At 51.4% G+C, this 15,106-nt stretch carries 16 protein-coding genes; 8 read left to right on the top strand and 8 right to left on the bottom strand.

The window, feature by feature from the left end:
- Nucleotides 1-46 precede the first annotated feature (46 nt).
- From N6G83_RS15525 to N6G83_RS15510, 4 genes are all read left to right on the top strand, one after another.
- Nucleotides 47-505 (top strand): NlpC/P60 family protein, encoded by a 459-nt coding sequence (locus tag N6G83_RS15525; RefSeq protein ID WP_021178133.1) that lies wholly within the window; start codon nucleotides 47-49, stop codon nucleotides 503-505.
- A gap of 57 nt (nucleotides 506-562) precedes the next feature.
- Nucleotides 563-1,576 carry a lipoate--protein ligase A gene (locus tag N6G83_RS15520; protein ID WP_024530006.1) on the top strand — a complete coding sequence of 338 codons (1,014 nt, stop codon included), beginning with the start codon at nucleotides 563-565 and terminating at the stop codon, nucleotides 1,574-1,576.
- 300 nt (nucleotides 1,577-1,876) lie between these two features.
- Nucleotides 1,877-2,614 (top strand): EAL domain-containing protein, encoded by a 738-nt coding sequence (locus tag N6G83_RS15515; protein ID WP_024530005.1) that lies wholly within the window; start codon nucleotides 1,877-1,879, stop codon nucleotides 2,612-2,614.
- Between the two features lie 271 nt (nucleotides 2,615-2,885).
- Nucleotides 2,886-4,328 (top strand): protein adenylyltransferase SelO, encoded by a 1,443-nt coding sequence (locus tag N6G83_RS15510; RefSeq protein ID WP_211135850.1) that lies wholly within the window; start codon nucleotides 2,886-2,888, stop codon nucleotides 4,326-4,328.
- A 27-nt stretch (nucleotides 4,329-4,355) separates the two neighbouring features.
- Here N6G83_RS15510 and N6G83_RS15505 read toward each other — a convergent pair whose 3' ends face one another.
- The 7 genes from N6G83_RS15505 to N6G83_RS15475 all read right to left on the bottom strand — a co-directional run bounded on the left by N6G83_RS15505 (nucleotide 4,356) and on the right by N6G83_RS15475 (nucleotide 11,069).
- Nucleotides 4,356-5,141: a heme ABC transporter ATP-binding protein gene (locus tag N6G83_RS15505; protein ID WP_211135851.1), complete on the bottom strand. Its 786-nt coding sequence runs from the start codon at nucleotides 5,139-5,141 to the stop codon at nucleotides 4,356-4,358.
- A complete protein-coding gene (locus tag N6G83_RS15500) occupies nucleotides 5,134-6,138 on the bottom strand; it encodes a FecCD family ABC transporter permease (protein ID WP_065686090.1) in 1,005 nt (334 codons plus the stop codon). The genes N6G83_RS15505 and N6G83_RS15500 overlap by 8 nt, the downstream gene beginning before the upstream one ends.
- The gene (locus N6G83_RS15495; RefSeq protein ID WP_211135852.1) at nucleotides 6,138-6,968 is read right to left on the bottom strand and encodes a hemin ABC transporter substrate-binding protein; all 831 of its coding nucleotides are present in this window, start codon (nucleotides 6,966-6,968) and stop codon (nucleotides 6,138-6,140) included. Before N6G83_RS15495 ends, N6G83_RS15500 begins: the two co-directional genes overlap by 1 nt.
- Nucleotides 6,965-7,999: a hemin-degrading factor gene (locus N6G83_RS15490; RefSeq protein ID WP_211135853.1), complete on the bottom strand. Its 1,035-nt coding sequence runs from the start codon at nucleotides 7,997-7,999 to the stop codon at nucleotides 6,965-6,967. The genes N6G83_RS15495 and N6G83_RS15490 overlap by 4 nt, the downstream gene beginning before the upstream one ends.
- Nucleotides 8,000-8,067: 68 nt before the next feature.
- Nucleotides 8,068-10,140, bottom strand: a complete 2,073-nt coding sequence (locus tag N6G83_RS15485) for a TonB-dependent hemoglobin/transferrin/lactoferrin family receptor (protein ID WP_211135854.1) — start codon at nucleotides 10,138-10,140, stop codon at nucleotides 8,068-8,070.
- A gap of 93 nt (nucleotides 10,141-10,233) precedes the next feature.
- Nucleotides 10,234-10,428, bottom strand: a complete 195-nt coding sequence (hemP, locus tag N6G83_RS15480; RefSeq protein ID WP_021804574.1) for a hemin uptake protein HemP — start codon at nucleotides 10,426-10,428, stop codon at nucleotides 10,234-10,236.
- A 155-nt stretch (nucleotides 10,429-10,583) separates the two neighbouring features.
- Nucleotides 10,584-11,069, bottom strand: a complete 486-nt coding sequence (locus tag N6G83_RS15475; protein WP_024529998.1) for a glutathione peroxidase — start codon at nucleotides 11,067-11,069, stop codon at nucleotides 10,584-10,586.
- 362 nt (nucleotides 11,070-11,431) lie between these two features.
- Here N6G83_RS15475 and N6G83_RS15470 point away from each other — a divergent pair, with 362 nt between their 5' ends.
- The 4 genes from N6G83_RS15470 (at nucleotide 11,432) to N6G83_RS15455 (ending at nucleotide 13,831) form a co-directional block, all read left to right on the top strand.
- A complete protein-coding gene (locus N6G83_RS15470; RefSeq protein ID WP_211135855.1) occupies nucleotides 11,432-12,313 on the top strand; it encodes a hypothetical protein in 882 nt (293 codons plus the stop codon).
- Nucleotides 12,314-12,428: 115 nt separating this feature from the next.
- On the top strand, nucleotides 12,429-12,896 hold the full coding sequence (locus N6G83_RS15465; protein ID WP_024529996.1) for a hypothetical protein: 468 nt from the start codon (nucleotides 12,429-12,431) through the stop codon (nucleotides 12,894-12,896).
- Between the two features lies 1 nt (nucleotide 12,897).
- On the top strand, nucleotides 12,898-13,209 hold the full coding sequence (locus tag N6G83_RS15460; RefSeq protein ID WP_024529995.1) for a hypothetical protein: 312 nt from the start codon (nucleotides 12,898-12,900) through the stop codon (nucleotides 13,207-13,209).
- A 79-nt stretch (nucleotides 13,210-13,288) separates the two neighbouring features.
- Nucleotides 13,289-13,831 (top strand): C39 family peptidase, encoded by a 543-nt coding sequence (locus N6G83_RS15455; protein WP_248006637.1) that lies wholly within the window; start codon nucleotides 13,289-13,291, stop codon nucleotides 13,829-13,831.
- A 94-nt stretch (nucleotides 13,832-13,925) separates the two neighbouring features.
- On the opposite strand, the gene N6G83_RS15450 is transcribed toward N6G83_RS15455, so the two are convergent.
- Nucleotides 13,926-14,972, bottom strand: a complete 1,047-nt coding sequence (locus N6G83_RS15450; protein WP_021178121.1) for a 3-deoxy-7-phosphoheptulonate synthase — start codon at nucleotides 14,970-14,972, stop codon at nucleotides 13,926-13,928.
- Nucleotides 14,973-15,106: the final 134 nt, after the last annotated feature.

Below are 15,106 nucleotides of genomic sequence, written 5' to 3'. Positions count from 1 at the left end.
GCAGGCGGTTGATCCGGTTCGGTGTTCAAGTGAAAGGTAAAATGCGATGCGTGTGTGGTTTCTATTAGCCAGTTTAATTCTCGCCGGTTGCAGCAGCCATGCGCCACCGCCGAGTGGCCGTTTGTCCGATTCCATTGTGGTGGTAGCGCAATTGAACGAGCAACTGCGTCAATGGTATGGCACTCCGTATCGCTACGGCGGGCTGGATCGCGGCGGTGTTGACTGTTCCGGCTTTGTCTATCGCACCTTCAGCGATCGTTTTGATATGCAATTACCGCGCTCCACGGCGCAGCAAACCGGGCTGGGGACCAAAGTCTCGCGCGACGAGCTGATGCCGGGCGATCTGGTGTTCTTTAAAACCGGCAGCGGAGAGAATGGCCTGCATGTGGGGATCTACGATACCAACGACGAGTTTATTCATGCCTCGACCAGCAAAGGCGTGACGCGTTCTTCACTCAACAACGTTTACTGGCGCAAGGTGTACTGGCAGGCGCGCCGGATTTAACGACCCAAACCCCCTATCTGGTGTATTATGGCAGCACTGCATGATGAGGTGACTGCCATGAATTCCTTACGTTTATTGATTTCTGATTCCTACGATCCCTGGTTTAATCTGGCGGTAGAAGAGTGCATCTTCCGCGAAATGACCACGCAAAAAATCCTCTTCCTGTGGCGTAATGCCGAAACCGTGGTAATTGGCCAGTCGCAGAACCCGTGGAAAGAATGCAATACCCGGCGGATGGAACAGGATGGCATTCGTCTGGCACGGCGCAGCAGCGGCGGCGGGGCGGTGTTTCACGACCTGGGCAATACCTGCTTTACCTTTATGGCCGGTAAGCCCGGCTACGATAAAACCGTTTCTACCGGCATTATTTTGGCGGCGCTGAAACAGCTTGGGATTGATGCATCGGCTTCCGGGCGTAACGATCTGGTGGTTGAAACGGCCGATGGAATGCGCAAAATTTCCGGTTCAGCCTATCGAGAAACCCAGGATCGTGGCTTTCATCACGGTACGCTATTGTTGAATGCCGATCTCAATCGCCTGGCGGATTATCTCAATCCCGATCCGAAAAAATTGCAGGCGAAAGGCATCACTTCTGTACGTTCCAGGGTCGCTAACCTGGCCGAGTTTGTGCCAGAAATCGACCATCAGCAGGTTTGTGACGCCGTTATTCAGGCTTTCTTCGCCCATTATGGTGAAACGGCACAGCCGGAAGTGATCTCCCCGGATGTCTTCCCTGACCTGCCTGATTTTGCCCAGCAATTTGCCAAGCAGAGCAGTTGGGAATGGAATTTTGGCAAAGCGCCAGCGTTTAGCCACTTGCTGAATGAACGATTTACCTGGGGTGGGGTGGATATCTTTTTTGACGTCGAGAAGGGCGCGATTGTACGCGCGCAGATATTCACCGACAGCCTCAACCCTGCGCCATTACAGACTTTGGCCGAAAAGCTGGTGGGATGTGCCTATCGCAGCGAGGCGTTGGCAGACTGTTGTGCACAGCTGGTAGCGCAATATCCACAGCAGGAGAGCGAGCTTAGTGAGTTGCAGCGTTGGTTGTTGGAAACCATTAAGTAGTGCTGTGTGGTAAATAAGTTAGGAATTTTATTAATGAAATCAGGTGGTCACCGCATCACCTGATCGTTGAACATAAAAAATAACTCACACATTGCATAAAGCTTTTAATGTGTAACGATAGATGCCGCAAATATAATTATCGCACCTGACTGCCTGAACAAAAAAACATCGCTAAAGCTATCAATTACTTGGCAACGCCTAGCTAATCACATTACTATTTATGAACTATCCCCGAGGGATTGATCGGTATAACTTATTGTTATACGATGGTTTGCACGCCATTAAGCCTCTGGCATTAAAATGAATATTCAATCTGACGTTGATTTTATTAGTCAGTACGTCTTCTTGCCGATTTACGCCATGACGGGAAGATTGCTGGCGGTGGAACTTCTCACCCGTTTTACTGGCTCGGGCGACAATCTGGCGATGCCTACGGAGATCGGCCTGCGGTTATTAACCCCAGAACAAAGGATTGAGTTATTCAACGACCAACTCACGCTGGCTGAAAAGCACGCGTCATGGTTTGTTGCCAGCGGGGTGACATTGACCATTAATATCGAAGAAACGGTTGTCGATTGGTTACTTGGCAGCGAGACATGTCGTCAGCGAGTGCAGCAGTTGCCGTTTATTGCTTTTGAAATTAATGAGAGTTTTCCCAACCTTTCCGCGGGGAAAGACAACGGAAAAATCCGCTTGTTAAGTTCCTACTTTTCGCTTTGGCTCGATGGTTTCGGTTCTGGCAAAGCGACGTTGACCGCGTTGTACGATGGTTTATTTGATTTTGTGAAGATCGACAAACGCTTTTATTGGCAATTGGTTACCCAACAGGGATATGACCTGGTTATCGATTCACTGCTTAAGAATATCAATCAACTTTGTAAGGGAGTTATTGTTTGCGGCATTGAGAAACATGAGTATTTCAATAAACTGACTAACACCGGTGTTTTAGGGCTACAGGGGTTTTTATGGCCTGCCATCAGTGTGGATAATCTGCGGTCTCTACGCAGGATTGCTGAAGAGTTCGATAATAATAGCTGATTTTTACTTACATACCGGGGTAAATAGTGGACTGGATGATTTTTACCGTGATCCCAGTACTGATAATTATTGTCGCTTTATCATTGATAAAGCACTTTAGCCATGCGCGTAGTAGGTCATTAAAAGACTCACGCCGCAGGCGCTAAATAACCAAGCTGCAGCTTTTTAGTCTACCGCGCCCCTGCAGGTTATCGGCCAGGGGCGAATCCCTTGTAAATCCTCCGTGTTAATCCGCACCTCCAGGCTCTACACTAAGCGTTACGGAGGGCCTATGCCGCAATTTGAAAACGCTTATTACCAACAACTGCCCGGTTTTTATACCGCACTGCAGCCGACGCCGCTTAAAGCGGCCCGTTTACTGTATTACAGCCAGCCACTGGCTCAGGAACTGGGGTTGGACGCAAGCTGGTTTACCCCGGAGAAAACGCCAATCTGGGCAGGGGAAACCCTGTTGCCCGGCATGCAGCCTTTGGCGCAGGTTTACAGCGGCCATCAGTTTGGTTCCTGGGCGGGTCAGTTGGGAGATGGCCGGGGGATCCTGCTGGGCGAACAGCGGCTTGTGGACGGCCGCAGTATGGACTGGCATCTGAAAGGGGCTGGGTTAACGCCATATTCACGCATGGGCGATGGGCGGGCGGTGCTACGCTCGGTGATCCGTGAATTCCTGGCCTCCGAGGCGCTATACCATCTGGGGATCCCGACGACGCGGGCCCTGACAATTGTCACCAGCGAACATCCTGTGTTCCGTGAACAACCGGAGCGCGGGGCAATGCTGCTGCGGGTGGCGGAAAGCCATGTCCGCTTTGGGCATTTCGAACATTTCTATTACCGCCAACAGTCGGAGCAGGTCAGGCAATTGGCGGACTTCGTTATTGCTCGCCATTGGTCGCAATGGGTTGATGAGCAGGATCGCTATCTGCTGTGGTTTACCGATGTGGTGGAACGCACCGCTCGTATGATTGCCCATTGGCAGTGTGTGGGGTTTGCCCACGGCGTGATGAATACCGACAATATGTCGATCCTCGGCCTGACGATGGATTATGGACCTTATGGCTTCCTTGATGACTACCGGCCCGATTATATCTGCAACCACTCCGATCATCAGGGTCGTTATGCGTTCGATAACCAGCCTGCCGTGGGGTTATGGAACCTGAATCGATTGGCACAAACGCTATCCAGTTTGCTGAGTGCCGAGCAGTTACAGCAGGCACTGGCCGCCTATGAACCGGCGCTGATGCAGGCTTATGGTGAGCAAATGCGTGCCAAACTGGGCTTGTTTACCCAGTCAAAACAGGATAACGATCTGCTGACCGGCTTATTGAGCCTGATGGCGCAAGAGGGACGTGACTACACTCGCACCTTCCGCTTATTGAGCGCCGTTGAGCAGCAGCAGGCGCAAACGCCATTGCGTGATGACTTTATCGATCGCGGCGCCTTTGACGGTTGGTATCAAAAGTATCGCCAGCGCTTACAGCTTGAGCAGGTGAGTGATGCCGAGCGCCAGCAAGCGATGAAGCTGGCGAATCCTAAACTGATTTTGCGTAATTATCTGGCGCAGCAGGCTATCGAAGCGGCAGAGCAGGACGATGTCAGCAAGTTGGCGCGTTTGCACCAGGCGTTACTGCAACCTTTCGCCGACGATGCTCAGTATGACGATCTGGCGGCCTTGCCACCGGATTGGGGCAAGCATCTGGAAATTTCCTGTTCGAGCTGAATGTAGCAAGCCCTCCATGGCTTACCGTTACTGACGTAAAAACACCTGCGGCAGTGCGGTCTCCGGGTGGGCGGCGACACCGAGATCTGCCTGATACCAACGTGTCAGGATATCTGTCTGCAATACCTGCTGTGGGGTACCGGAAGCGACCAGGCGGCCCTGATGCAACAACAGAATACGATCGGCATACAGCGCGGCCAGATTAAGATCGTGCAATACGCAACAGACCGCCAACGGCTGCTGACGCGTCAGGGAGCGCAGCAGGCGTAAGGTATGCTGTTGATGATACAGATCGAGCGCCGAGGTGGGTTCATCAAGGAATAACCAGGATGGTGCGGGTTGCGGCTGCCACAACTGCACCAATACTCTGGCCAGTTGCACCCGCTGCTGTTCCCCGCCGGAAAGCTGGCGGTAATCACGTTGAGCCAGGCTGGTGCAATCGGTCTGCTCCATCACCTGTTGGATCGCCCGTTTGGCATCGCGCCCGCTATGCGGAGAACGCCCCATAGCGATCACTTCCTCCACGGTAAACGGAAAGGCCAGTTCGCTGTGTTGACGCATTACCGCCCGGACCTTGGCCAACTGCTGTGGTTGCCATTGCTCAAGCGGTTTATCTTGCAGGCGGCACTCGCCACAGTCTGCTGCCAGATAACCGGTAAGTAAGCGAAGCAAGGTCGACTTCCCCGCGCCGTTGGGGCCGATAATCGCCACCATTTCACCGCTGGCAATGCTGAGGGAGACATCGGTGATCAGCCTGCGATCCCCCAGGTTGTAACGCAATTGCCGTGCTGTCAGCTTTGATGAATCATCCACCGGTGCGCTCCCGCTGGCGCATCACCAGCCACAGAAAATAGGGACCACCGATCAGGCTGGTCATCAGGCCTACCGGCATTTCTGCCGGAGCGACCAGCGTACGTGCCAGCGTATCGCTCACCAACAGCAGGCAGGCACCGCCGAGGGCAGAGGCTGGCAACAACCAGCGGTGATCGCCCCCAAGCCGCATACGCACCAGGTGGGGTACCACCAGGCCAATAAAGCCGATCACGCCACTCATCGCTACGGCAGCCCCAATCAGCAGAGCGCTCAACAGTAGCAACTGCAGCTTGGCGCGTTGCACATTAACTCCAAGGTAATGTGCTTCTTCATCACCTAGCTGTAGCAGATTCAAACGACGAGCCTGTAACAGCGTCAGCAATGCGGCTGGCAGGATCAGCGAAGCGGACACCACCAGGGTAGGCCACTGTGACTGGCTAAGGCTGCCCATCATCCAGAGTGAAAACTGACGTAATTGCTGGTCGCTACTGAGGTACGACAGCACGCCAATCGCCGCCATGCACAGCGCATTGATGGCGATACCCGCCAACAACAGCCGCGACAGGCTGCCGTGCCCGCTGCGGCTGATGCCGTAGATCAGTATCGAAACCAGCAGGCTGCCAAGAAACGCCGCCAGCATATGGCTGTATAGCGCGATGAGCGGGGGCAGGGCCAGCGGCATGACGATCACCAGGGCCACGAACAGTGCGCCGCCGCTGCTGATCCCCAACAGGCTGGGATCGGCCAAGGGGTTGCGGAACAGCCCCTGCATCACCGCGCCGGAAACCGCCAACGCGCATCCGATCACTACGGCCAATAGCACGCGAGGCAGGCGTATATTCAGCCAGATATGCCAGGAGGCATCGCTGAGAGGAGCCTGCCACAAGGTGCGAAATGATAGTGTCAACGCCCCCAGGTTAGCGGCCCCAAGCACCAGGATCGTCAGCAGGATCAGCAGGCTGCCGATCGCCAGGCGGGGTGAGGTTCGGCAACGCATTACTTTTGCTCCGCCGCTTTACGCAACAGGCCCAGCGCCTGCGGCGTTTCCAGACCAAAACCGAGCAGCGCCATATCATCAACGATCAGCACGCGGCGGTTTTTCCCCGCCGGTGTCAGAGCCATGCCGGGCAACAGCCACAGGTTTCCCTGGCCACCGATGGAGCGAACGCCATCGGTAGTCACCAACAGCAAGTCTGGTGCGCTGGCAATCACGCCCTCTTGCGAGAGCGGGCGGTAACGGCTGAAACCTTGCATCGCGTTTTTCAACCCAGCCGCTCTGATAATGGCATCTGCCGCGGTTTGCTGGCCCGCGGCCATGGGGGTAATACCCCCGTGACTCATCACGAACAGTACTTTCACCGGCAGCGGCGTATTGGCTACCGCTGCCAACTGTTGCTGATAGCGTTCGGCCAACTGCTTGCCTTGGCTACTGCGATTGATGGCATCGGCTATCACGCTGATTTTTTCAGGCACCGCCTGCACGGTGGTATCCCCAGGGACACGCACCACCTTCACGCCACTGTCTTCCAATTGCTTGAGCACCAACGCTGGCTCTGCCAACTCGGTAGTCAGGATCAGAGTGGGTTTCAGCGCCAGAATACCTTCGGCATTCAGCTGGCGCATATAGCCTACGTCGGGCAATTTCTGCACCGCAGCAGGGTGCAAACTGGTACTGTCTCGTGCCACAACCTCATCGCCCGCGCCTAGTGCGAAGGCAATTTCGGTCACGTCACCGCCTATAGAGACAATCCTTTCGGCCGCAACGGCAACCAATGGAAACGCCAGCGCAACACACAGCGCCAGGCGACGGGCCAATGAAGCTATCATGCGGCGACTTCCTTCGGTTCAAGTGCAGCAACCTGTTCACGCCACTGCAACTGCTCCGGTTGGCCTTCGGTACGTTGCCCGTAGAGTTGGGCGATCTGGGTGCCATCGGCGGCAAATAGCTCCAGGCTGGTGACCATGCCATCTTTGGTTGGTTTGCGTGTGATCCAGCTTTCGGCGATCGCCCCTTCAATCAGGTGCAGGGTAAAGTGGCGGTTGAAGATGTTGATCCAGCCGTCCTGCGGCATCAGACGTTCGATCTGGCCGGTAAAGATCTGCACGCAGCCCCGGTTGCCGACGAAGATCATGATTTCGTTTTGCGCAGTCTTGGCGGCTTCCAGGATCTCTGTCAGTGCGCTGTTGTCCACGCGATAGGCAAGATCGTTACCCACGGCGCGGAAGGCCTGCTGACGGGTCAGATTATTACGGCTTAGCAGTTGGAAGAACTGGTGGACGTCGGTCATGGCACGCCAGTCGGCATCGATTTTGGCGGTATCCGGCGCGCTGTTATTCTCTTTAATCTCGACCGGTTGCAGCTCCAGTGCCGAGTTTTCCGCAGTCTGATGGCGCTCGACCAGGGCGAACCAGGCGGCGAGATCGGTTTCGTCGGTGGTGTACACCTTATGCAGCGCATCGCCTTGATGATCAAAGAACTGGATGCTGTGGCGCACGCCACGCTTGTTGGTTTCACTCAGGGCAAAAACGCTGGCCCATTGGTTGAGGAACAGGCGCAAATCCAGCTCGCGCGGGTTGAGGATCAGCCCAGCATGGCCATTGAGGTGCTGATTCTGATAACGCCCAACTTGCTCGTGTACCGCATAGCTGTTACGCGTGATGGACTTGGTGACGCCAACCTGTTCCAGTTCGGTCAGCAGCGTACGGGCATCGGCTTGCAGGCGACGAGCATCGTGGCCGACGCGGGCATGGGTCAGTTCGGCTTCGCTGATACCCAACAGCTCGGCCAGATCGCGGGCATATTTACCTGGGTGATCAATTTTCGCCTGCTCATAACGTTGGTATAGGGTCTCGCTCATTATTTTTCTTCCTGTGCTTGTGGGGGGAGGAGCGGGCAAAAACGGCCTGCCCGCTGTGGTTCAATGGGTTACCACTGATAGCTGACCAGCAGTTTGGCGTTACGACCGTCCTGCGGAATGCCCTGTGGTGAGTAATATTCTTTATCGAAGGCGTTCCCCAGGACCACGGTAGTGGTGACGCCCTGCAGGTCTTCGCGGCCTTTATAGCTTAGGTAGAAATCGTTCACGCCATACCCGGCCTGTTTGGTGTAGCCGGTAGCCACGTTATGCGCACTCTGTGCAAAGGTTCCGACCCAGCCAGTGGATAAACCGGTCTCGGCAATAGGAATATCCAACACGCTGGTGACCGTATCCGGGTTGACACTGGGGAGCCAGTCACCCGTAGTTTCATCTTTTCCACGTGTGCGGTTGTAGGCCAGATCCAAACCGAACCACCGGGTTTTATAGTTCAGCGAGGTATCCCATCCCCAAATCTTGGCGCGAGCGATATTGGTTGAGAAGGTGGTACAACTGATGCAGTACATGCCACGTGGGCCACGGCCTAACTCCATGGTGACACCGGTAGTGATATAATCCCTGGCTTTGGTATCGAAGTAGCTGGCCTTGAATTGCAGGCTGTCGTCGGCCATTAACAGATCGTCAAAGCGTAAGCCGAAACCGTATTCCTGCGTGGCGTTGGTTTCTGGCTTCAGATTTGGGTTCGGCACCCAATAGTTGGTGATCGTGGTTGGCCCCATCGGGATCGAGAAGTGCTTGGAGTCGTTGTACATCTCACCCATGGTCGGTGCGCGGAATGCCTGAGCATAGGAGGCAAACATCATCAACCAATCAGTAGGGGTAACGCTCATCGCACCACGGGATGACCACTTGTTGGCGTTGACGTCGTCATAACCGTCGCTAGAGCCTTTGAAATTGTCATAACGCGTCCCGGCCAGGAAAGAGACAGGCAAGTCGCGCAGCGTGATCTCATCTTGCAGCCAGCCGGAAGCGAAGTTGATCTTGGCCTGTGGGAAGCTTTCTGTTGCGCCCCCCGGCGTCTGTTCCTGCCGGTAGGCTTCGCTACCATAGGTGAACAGGTGTGAAGCGAAGCTGTCGGCGAACAGGCGGGTACGGTTTTCCAGCTTGCCACCTTTGGTGGTTTGTTTGCGAGCTTCATCTGCGCTGCCGTCCGTATGCGCATTGATCTCTACTTCGGAGTAATAAATCTTGGCATCGGCATCCAGCCAATCTTGGCCTGTAGGTTTGAGCTTATAACCGAGCTGTGCGTCACGCTGAATCGTAGAACGGTCAGTTAACACATTACTGCTTGAAACATCAGGCGTTTGCGGATTTTTGGGTTCTTGTGCCCGGTTATTGTAATAGCGCAGGTTACCGCTCAGGGACTGGTTGTCATCAATGGCCCAGGCGCCTTTGGCCAGAACGTTGCTGATGGTCTCATCGTTCGGTGCATTAAAGCCATCGCCTTGGCGAATATTGCCGACATCGCGAGTGCCGAAAGAGATCAAACCATCGAGATCGTCAGTTTTACCGTAAGCGCTGGCACCCATGCCAAGGCTATGATCGCCGCTAGTTGCCGTGCCGAACACGCGGTAGCCGGTGTCATGACCGGGCAAAAGCAGATCGGCGGCATCAACGGTTTCATAGGAGATAACTCCACCTAATGCGCCACTGCCGTACAACAGTGCTGACGGGCCACGCACTACTTCAATACGTTTTACCAATCCAGGATCCAGGAAGGTGCCATTGATATGGCCGGTATCGGTTCCCTGACGAATACCATCAACCAGGATCAGCACACCACGGCGATCGTAACCCCGCATCATGATGTCTTGCCCATTGCTCCGGCCGGTACCGGTCACGGTAACCCCAGGCACATGACGCAGCATATCGCCGGCGGTGGTGGCGGTTTGGCTCTGAGGGCTGTTGCCGTCGATCACCGTCACCATCATCGGCGCTTCAAAACTGCTGCGCTGATTACCGGTGGCGACCACGGTCATGGCCTCATCTCTGTTTTTTTCTTGTGCCTTGGTGGCAGCGGAAACACTGGTGTCGGTCTGAGCAAAAACCACCGTAGGCAAAGCGCAGGCAATGGCCAGGCTTAATGCGGATAAACGCAGCCGGGAGGCAAAAATGGCAGGCATGTGCAACTCTCCGTATGACTCAACATATCAATAGATTTGCTGGCTGCCTGGATCGCAAGATCGGGGTGGCTGGCGTTAAAAGGAACTAAGACGTTATTTGGTTAAGATCAATTTTCCCGCTTTGGTTTGGCGAAGTTGATAGCGTTGTCCTTGATGGATGATCACCGCCAGCCCATCCGTGCCCAGTAGTTCGGCACTGTCGAAGCAGGGCGGTAAAGCGGCAGGAGCACTGCCGTCAGGAGTAACCAAAGCGTTGTTGGACTGTTGGCAATTATTGAGATTGTCCATAAATTCAACCGGTAAATGGTAATTAGTATCAAATTGATAATCATTATCATGTGAACAAAAGGTTACATCAAGGGAAATTTTCTTACCGATGGAACCTTTTTGTCGTCATGCTTACCGGAGCTAGATTGATTGCGATCAATTTGCTGATAAAACGGCTATTTCAACAGGGTTTCGATACGGCCGAACAGGCGCTCAGGTTTGGTGATGGGGGCAAAGCGTGTGATGCGCTCGCCATCGGCGGTGAGCAGGAATTTGGTGAAGTTCCACTTGATACGTTGGCTGCCTAACAGACCGGGAGCACGGCGTTTTAACTCGCTGAACAGGGGATGCGCCTGCGCGCCGTTGACGTCGATCTTGCTGAACAGCGGAAAGCTGACGCCATAGTTGAGAGTGCAGAAGTTGGCAATCTCCAGCGGGTTGCCTGGCTCCTGTCCGCCAAACTGATTGCAGGGGAAGCCCAGCACCATCAACCCTCGTGAGCGATAATACTGCCACAGCTTTTCCAAGCCTGCATACTGCGGGGTAAAGCCACACTTGCTGGCGGTATTGACCACCAGGTAGGCTCGCGCCGGAAAGTCGGCCAGCGTTTTATGTTCCCCTTGCAGGGTGATACAGGGAATGGACAGCAGTGAATGGTTCACAGAAGGGCTCCAGATCGGTTTAGCTCGGATGTTTGGCCAGTATAGCTGAATGACATAAATCTATCGCGTAGAACACTAACTAAATAATTCGGCTAAGATGTTGTGCATACGGTCATTCAGTATTGAAATGAACAGTTTCATGTTATAAAAACACTGTTTCCACGAACAGTAAAAAATCAGAATGAGAGATATTTTCCAATATAAACAATGCATTGCACTCAAGTCTTTTTATATTAAGAGAACATTTAAATTAAGAAAATAATATATGAAATAATTCTTTTTTTCATTAAAAGACATTGACACTTGAGTTTTTCAATGTTTATCATCTTATTCATGGTCAATGTTCTTTAAATAGGGATTATATGAAAGGGAATAAAGGAAGTGTTCTTTTATTGACTTTAATTGGTATGGCATCTTTTATCACCCATGCAGAGACACCAAGGGAGAATGTGAGTGCAGAACCGGTTAAATCAATTTTAAAAATTGATGACTTTCTTCCGGAAAAGAAACGCTGGTCATTTGGAGTCGGGGTAAACATCATAAATGATAGCTCTGATGGAACCTATTCCGGGGTTTATATAAATCAAATCAGCCCAGGTCAATATGTTATAGACCGTACCTCATTACCGTATAGGAGGGAAAAAAATGGTGTGTCAGGATATTTTTCAGGAATGTATGGGTTGACGCGCCAGCTTTCATTATCAGCAACTGCAAATGGGCAATGGGTCAATACTAAATTTTCATTGGAAAATAATGATGGTTCAACTAAAAATGAGTACAGGTTTAATGGGATAGGGGTTGGGCTAAGTTACCAGTTTTATAGACTGTCAGATTATACGGTTTTGTTTTCTGGTGCAAATTTTAAACATGGATCGCTACAAAGTTACGTTCTTGGTTCTTCTCTCAGTTGGATATACGATCCTCTGGTACTTAATCTATCATTAGGTTATCTCGATGGTATTTCGAAGGAGAGGTTTACTAACGACTATAAAGTATACACTATGTCGGGGAAAGTTGTCTTTGCTATAAATCCTGAAGTTAATTTAAATTGGGGGTTTTCTAAGGATGCCATAAACGCATATAGTTATATTTCTAGCCAGAAAGAGTGGAGCAGTAAAACATCCTTATTAGCTGGCACTACGGTGAACTTGGCTGAAAATGCTATTGCTAGCGTTGGTGTTAAAGGCGGGGTAGGTAATAACAAAGGATCTGTTATATCTCTTGGTTTGAATTATCGAATGTGAATAGGTGTCAACTTTTACCCTGTCAGAATGTTATAAATTTATTTCGCATAGTATTCCAATATCCTATCTAACGCGTTCAGTATCGTAATAAACATTTAATGCATAAGGGTTGCGTATGATGAAGATAAAACAGGCTTTATTTCTTTGCGCTTTAGGTTATTACTCTGTTTTTAGTGTGAATGTGTGCGCTGAAAATAAAATTGAATTTTTTGATCAGGATAAATACCGTAAGTTAGAGGCGCTGGGATATCATTCGTTCTCACCATTAAATATAGAGGAGTTAGATAATACCAAAGGTAAGGTTGGACCTCTGGTTATTGGTGCCATTGGGGCGGCAGGAGGTGCTGCTGGGTCAATTGGTATTGACTTCTCAAATGGAGCGCAAATAAATTGGGGGAATGCAGCCACTGCGGCCGTCGGTGGTTTTGTAACCGGTGCTTCGGGTGGGTTAATGGGCGCTACGGTGTCAGGGGCGGCTGCCAGTGCGGCTTTAGGTGTAAGTGCTATGGGGGCGACTAATGCGGCGATTGGTGGTGGCGCTGGGAGCGGGTCATGTTCTAGCAGTTGTCATAAGAAGAAGTAATATGAATATATTCAGCATAGGATTTCTTATCATGGCAACATATTGTCACTTTATTACAGGCGCTATAATATTTATCAATGTAAAGAAACATGTAATGCTGTTCTCATCATTGATACTGCTTTTGTCAGGGTTAATCAGTGGTTATGTTGTTTTTACCTCGCTTTACTCCCTTTTGATTATTTTAATGGCTGTTGTTATCCACTGGCTTTCTAAAAATAAAATCATAAAAGGAGTTAAAAATATGGGTGTTATGTATGTAAATTTATCTGCACTACCCACTATTGTTTACCTGGCTAAATGGATAGGTTCATGATTTGGAGTAGAATCGAAAGGGTTCACTAGTAATAATGTTAACATGACATTTATTGGGGGAGCAATTGAAGAGATGGATAGTGAATATTATATATTGGCTCATGCTTTTTAGCGGTTGTCAAACGAATGTGGAAGCAACCTATCTTTACACTAAATTCCGCGGGGGTAATAAACAACTATATGATAACACCTGCGGGGTGGCATCCTTTGAGTTTATTTTAAGGCAGTATTATAGTATTGGTGCATCAGAACTAATGTTGATAAATAAAATAGGTGTTAAGCCTGAGTATTCACTCTTGGATATTAGCATGCAATCAAAAATAATGGGGCTGGATACAATAGGCGTTAAAATCACATCAAAACAATTAAGACAACTTCACTCACCAGCCATTCTATACATAAATAGATTTGTAAAAAAGCACTTTGTGGTTTTTCATGGGGTGGCTAATGGCGTCATTCAAATATACGATCCTGCTTGGGGGTATATTAACTACTCATTTCCACAGTTCGAAAGTTATTGGCTTGGAGATGAGCAGTTCGGTCGCGCGCTGCTTTTTCTCGATGATATTAACATCAATATCAACGAAAGCCTGATCTACCAAAAAGTCGTTTTGATAGAGTGATCACAATGCTTGATAAATCCTATGGTCAACTGTTGTATGGCGACCGCAGCAGCAAATGAGAGCCAGCAGGCCAAAAGCATGCTGGCTAAAATAATCAGAAACGGGTATCTACCGCGTCGGCCAGCATAGCCAGCAACTGCTCGCTGTCCGACCAGCTCAGGCAAGGGTCGGTAATGGATTGGCCGTAGGTTAATGATTGGCCAGCCACGATCTTCTGCGTGCCTTCCACCAGGAAGCTTTCGGCCATCACGCCAGCGACGGCCACGGAGCCTGCACGGATCTGTTGGCAGACGTTTTCCGCCACTTCCAACTGGCGGCGATGCAATTTCTGACAATTACCGTGGCTGAAGTCGATCACCAGTTGTTCAGGTAAATCAAACTCGCGCAAGCTATCACAGGCGGCTACCACATCGGTCGCGTGATAGTTTGGCGTCTTGCCGCCGCGCATGATGATATGGCCATAAGGGTTGCCGCTGGTCTGGTAAATGGTCATCTGGCCGGTTTTGTCTGGCGACAGGAACATATGACCGGCGCGTGCAGCACGGATGGCATCAATGGCGATGCGGGTATTGCCGTCGGTTCCATTTTTGAAACCAACCGGGCAAGAGAGCGCCGAGGCCATTTCACGGTGGATCTGGCTTTCGGTGGTGCGAGCGCCAATCGCGCCCCAGCTGATCAAGTCGGCAATATACTGGCCGATCACCATATCCAGGAACTCGGTCGCCGTTGGCAGGCCAAGCTGGTTCACTGACAATAGCAGCTTGCGCGCCATCTCAATGCCACGGTTGACCTGATAGCTGCCGTCCAGGTCGGGATCGGAAATCAAGCCTTTCCAGCCCACCACGGTGCGCGGTTTTTCAAAATAGGTGCGCATCACGATTTCCAGACGGTCCTGATAGCGCTCGCGCAGTACGTTAAGGCGGGTGGCATAGTCCATCGCCGCATCCAGATCGTGAATGGAGCAGGGGCCAATCACTACCAACAGGCGTTTATCTTCGCCAGTTAGGATTTTTTCGATACGTTTACGTGACGCTGTCACGTTATCGGCTACCGATGCTGAGATCGGCAACTTCTCTGCCAACGCCTGAGGCGTGACCAAGCTGTCGATGCGCGCGGTCCGCAGTTCATCTGTTTTGTGCATGATTGTCTCTAAAACTTGTTCTTCGCGACGGCAGGAATACCGGGAAGTGATGGCGATCACAATAACGCAAAAACCGCTGAATTCAACCGTAGAGATTGTGATCTGCTGATTAAAACCGGTAAAAAAGCACAAAA

Source organism: Serratia sp. PL7 (assembly GCF_945957435.1).
The sequence above is the reverse complement of the archived record's forward strand: the minus strand, read 5'-3'. Positions and strand labels throughout refer to the sequence as shown.

What these genes read in the sequence shown, in the direction of transcription:
- N6G83_RS15525 (WP_021178133.1), top strand. Translation starts at nt 47, where the DNA reads ATGCGTGTGTGGTTTCTATTAGCCAGTTTAATTCTCGCCGGTTGCAGC.
- N6G83_RS15520 (WP_024530006.1), top strand. Translation starts at nt 563, where the DNA reads ATGAATTCCTTACGTTTATTGATTTCTGATTCCTACGATCCCTGGTTT.
- N6G83_RS15515 (WP_024530005.1), top strand. Translation starts at nt 1,877, where the DNA reads ATGAATATTCAATCTGACGTTGATTTTATTAGTCAGTACGTCTTCTTG.
- N6G83_RS15510 (WP_211135850.1), top strand. Translation starts at nt 2,886, where the DNA reads ATGCCGCAATTTGAAAACGCTTATTACCAACAACTGCCCGGTTTTTAT.
- N6G83_RS15500 (WP_065686090.1), bottom strand. Translation starts at nt 6,138, where the DNA reads ATGCGTTGCCGAACCTCACCCCGCCTGGCGATCGGCAGCCTGCTGATC.
- N6G83_RS15495 (WP_211135852.1), bottom strand. Translation starts at nt 6,968, where the DNA reads ATGATAGCTTCATTGGCCCGTCGCCTGGCGCTGTGTGTTGCGCTGGCG.
- N6G83_RS15490 (WP_211135853.1), bottom strand. Translation starts at nt 7,999, where the DNA reads ATGAGCGAGACCCTATACCAACGTTATGAGCAGGCGAAAATTGATCAC.
- N6G83_RS15485 (WP_211135854.1), bottom strand. Translation starts at nt 10,140, where the DNA reads ATGCCTGCCATTTTTGCCTCCCGGCTGCGTTTATCCGCATTAAGCCTG.
- hemP (WP_021804574.1), bottom strand. Translation starts at nt 10,428, where the DNA reads ATGGACAATCTCAATAATTGCCAACAGTCCAACAACGCTTTGGTTACT.
- N6G83_RS15470 (WP_211135855.1), top strand. Translation starts at nt 11,432, where the DNA reads ATGAAAGGGAATAAAGGAAGTGTTCTTTTATTGACTTTAATTGGTATG.
- N6G83_RS15465 (WP_024529996.1), top strand. Translation starts at nt 12,429, where the DNA reads ATGATGAAGATAAAACAGGCTTTATTTCTTTGCGCTTTAGGTTATTAC.
- N6G83_RS15460 (WP_024529995.1), top strand. Translation starts at nt 12,898, where the DNA reads ATGAATATATTCAGCATAGGATTTCTTATCATGGCAACATATTGTCAC.
- N6G83_RS15450 (WP_021178121.1), bottom strand. Translation starts at nt 14,972, where the DNA reads ATGCACAAAACAGATGAACTGCGGACCGCGCGCATCGACAGCTTGGTC.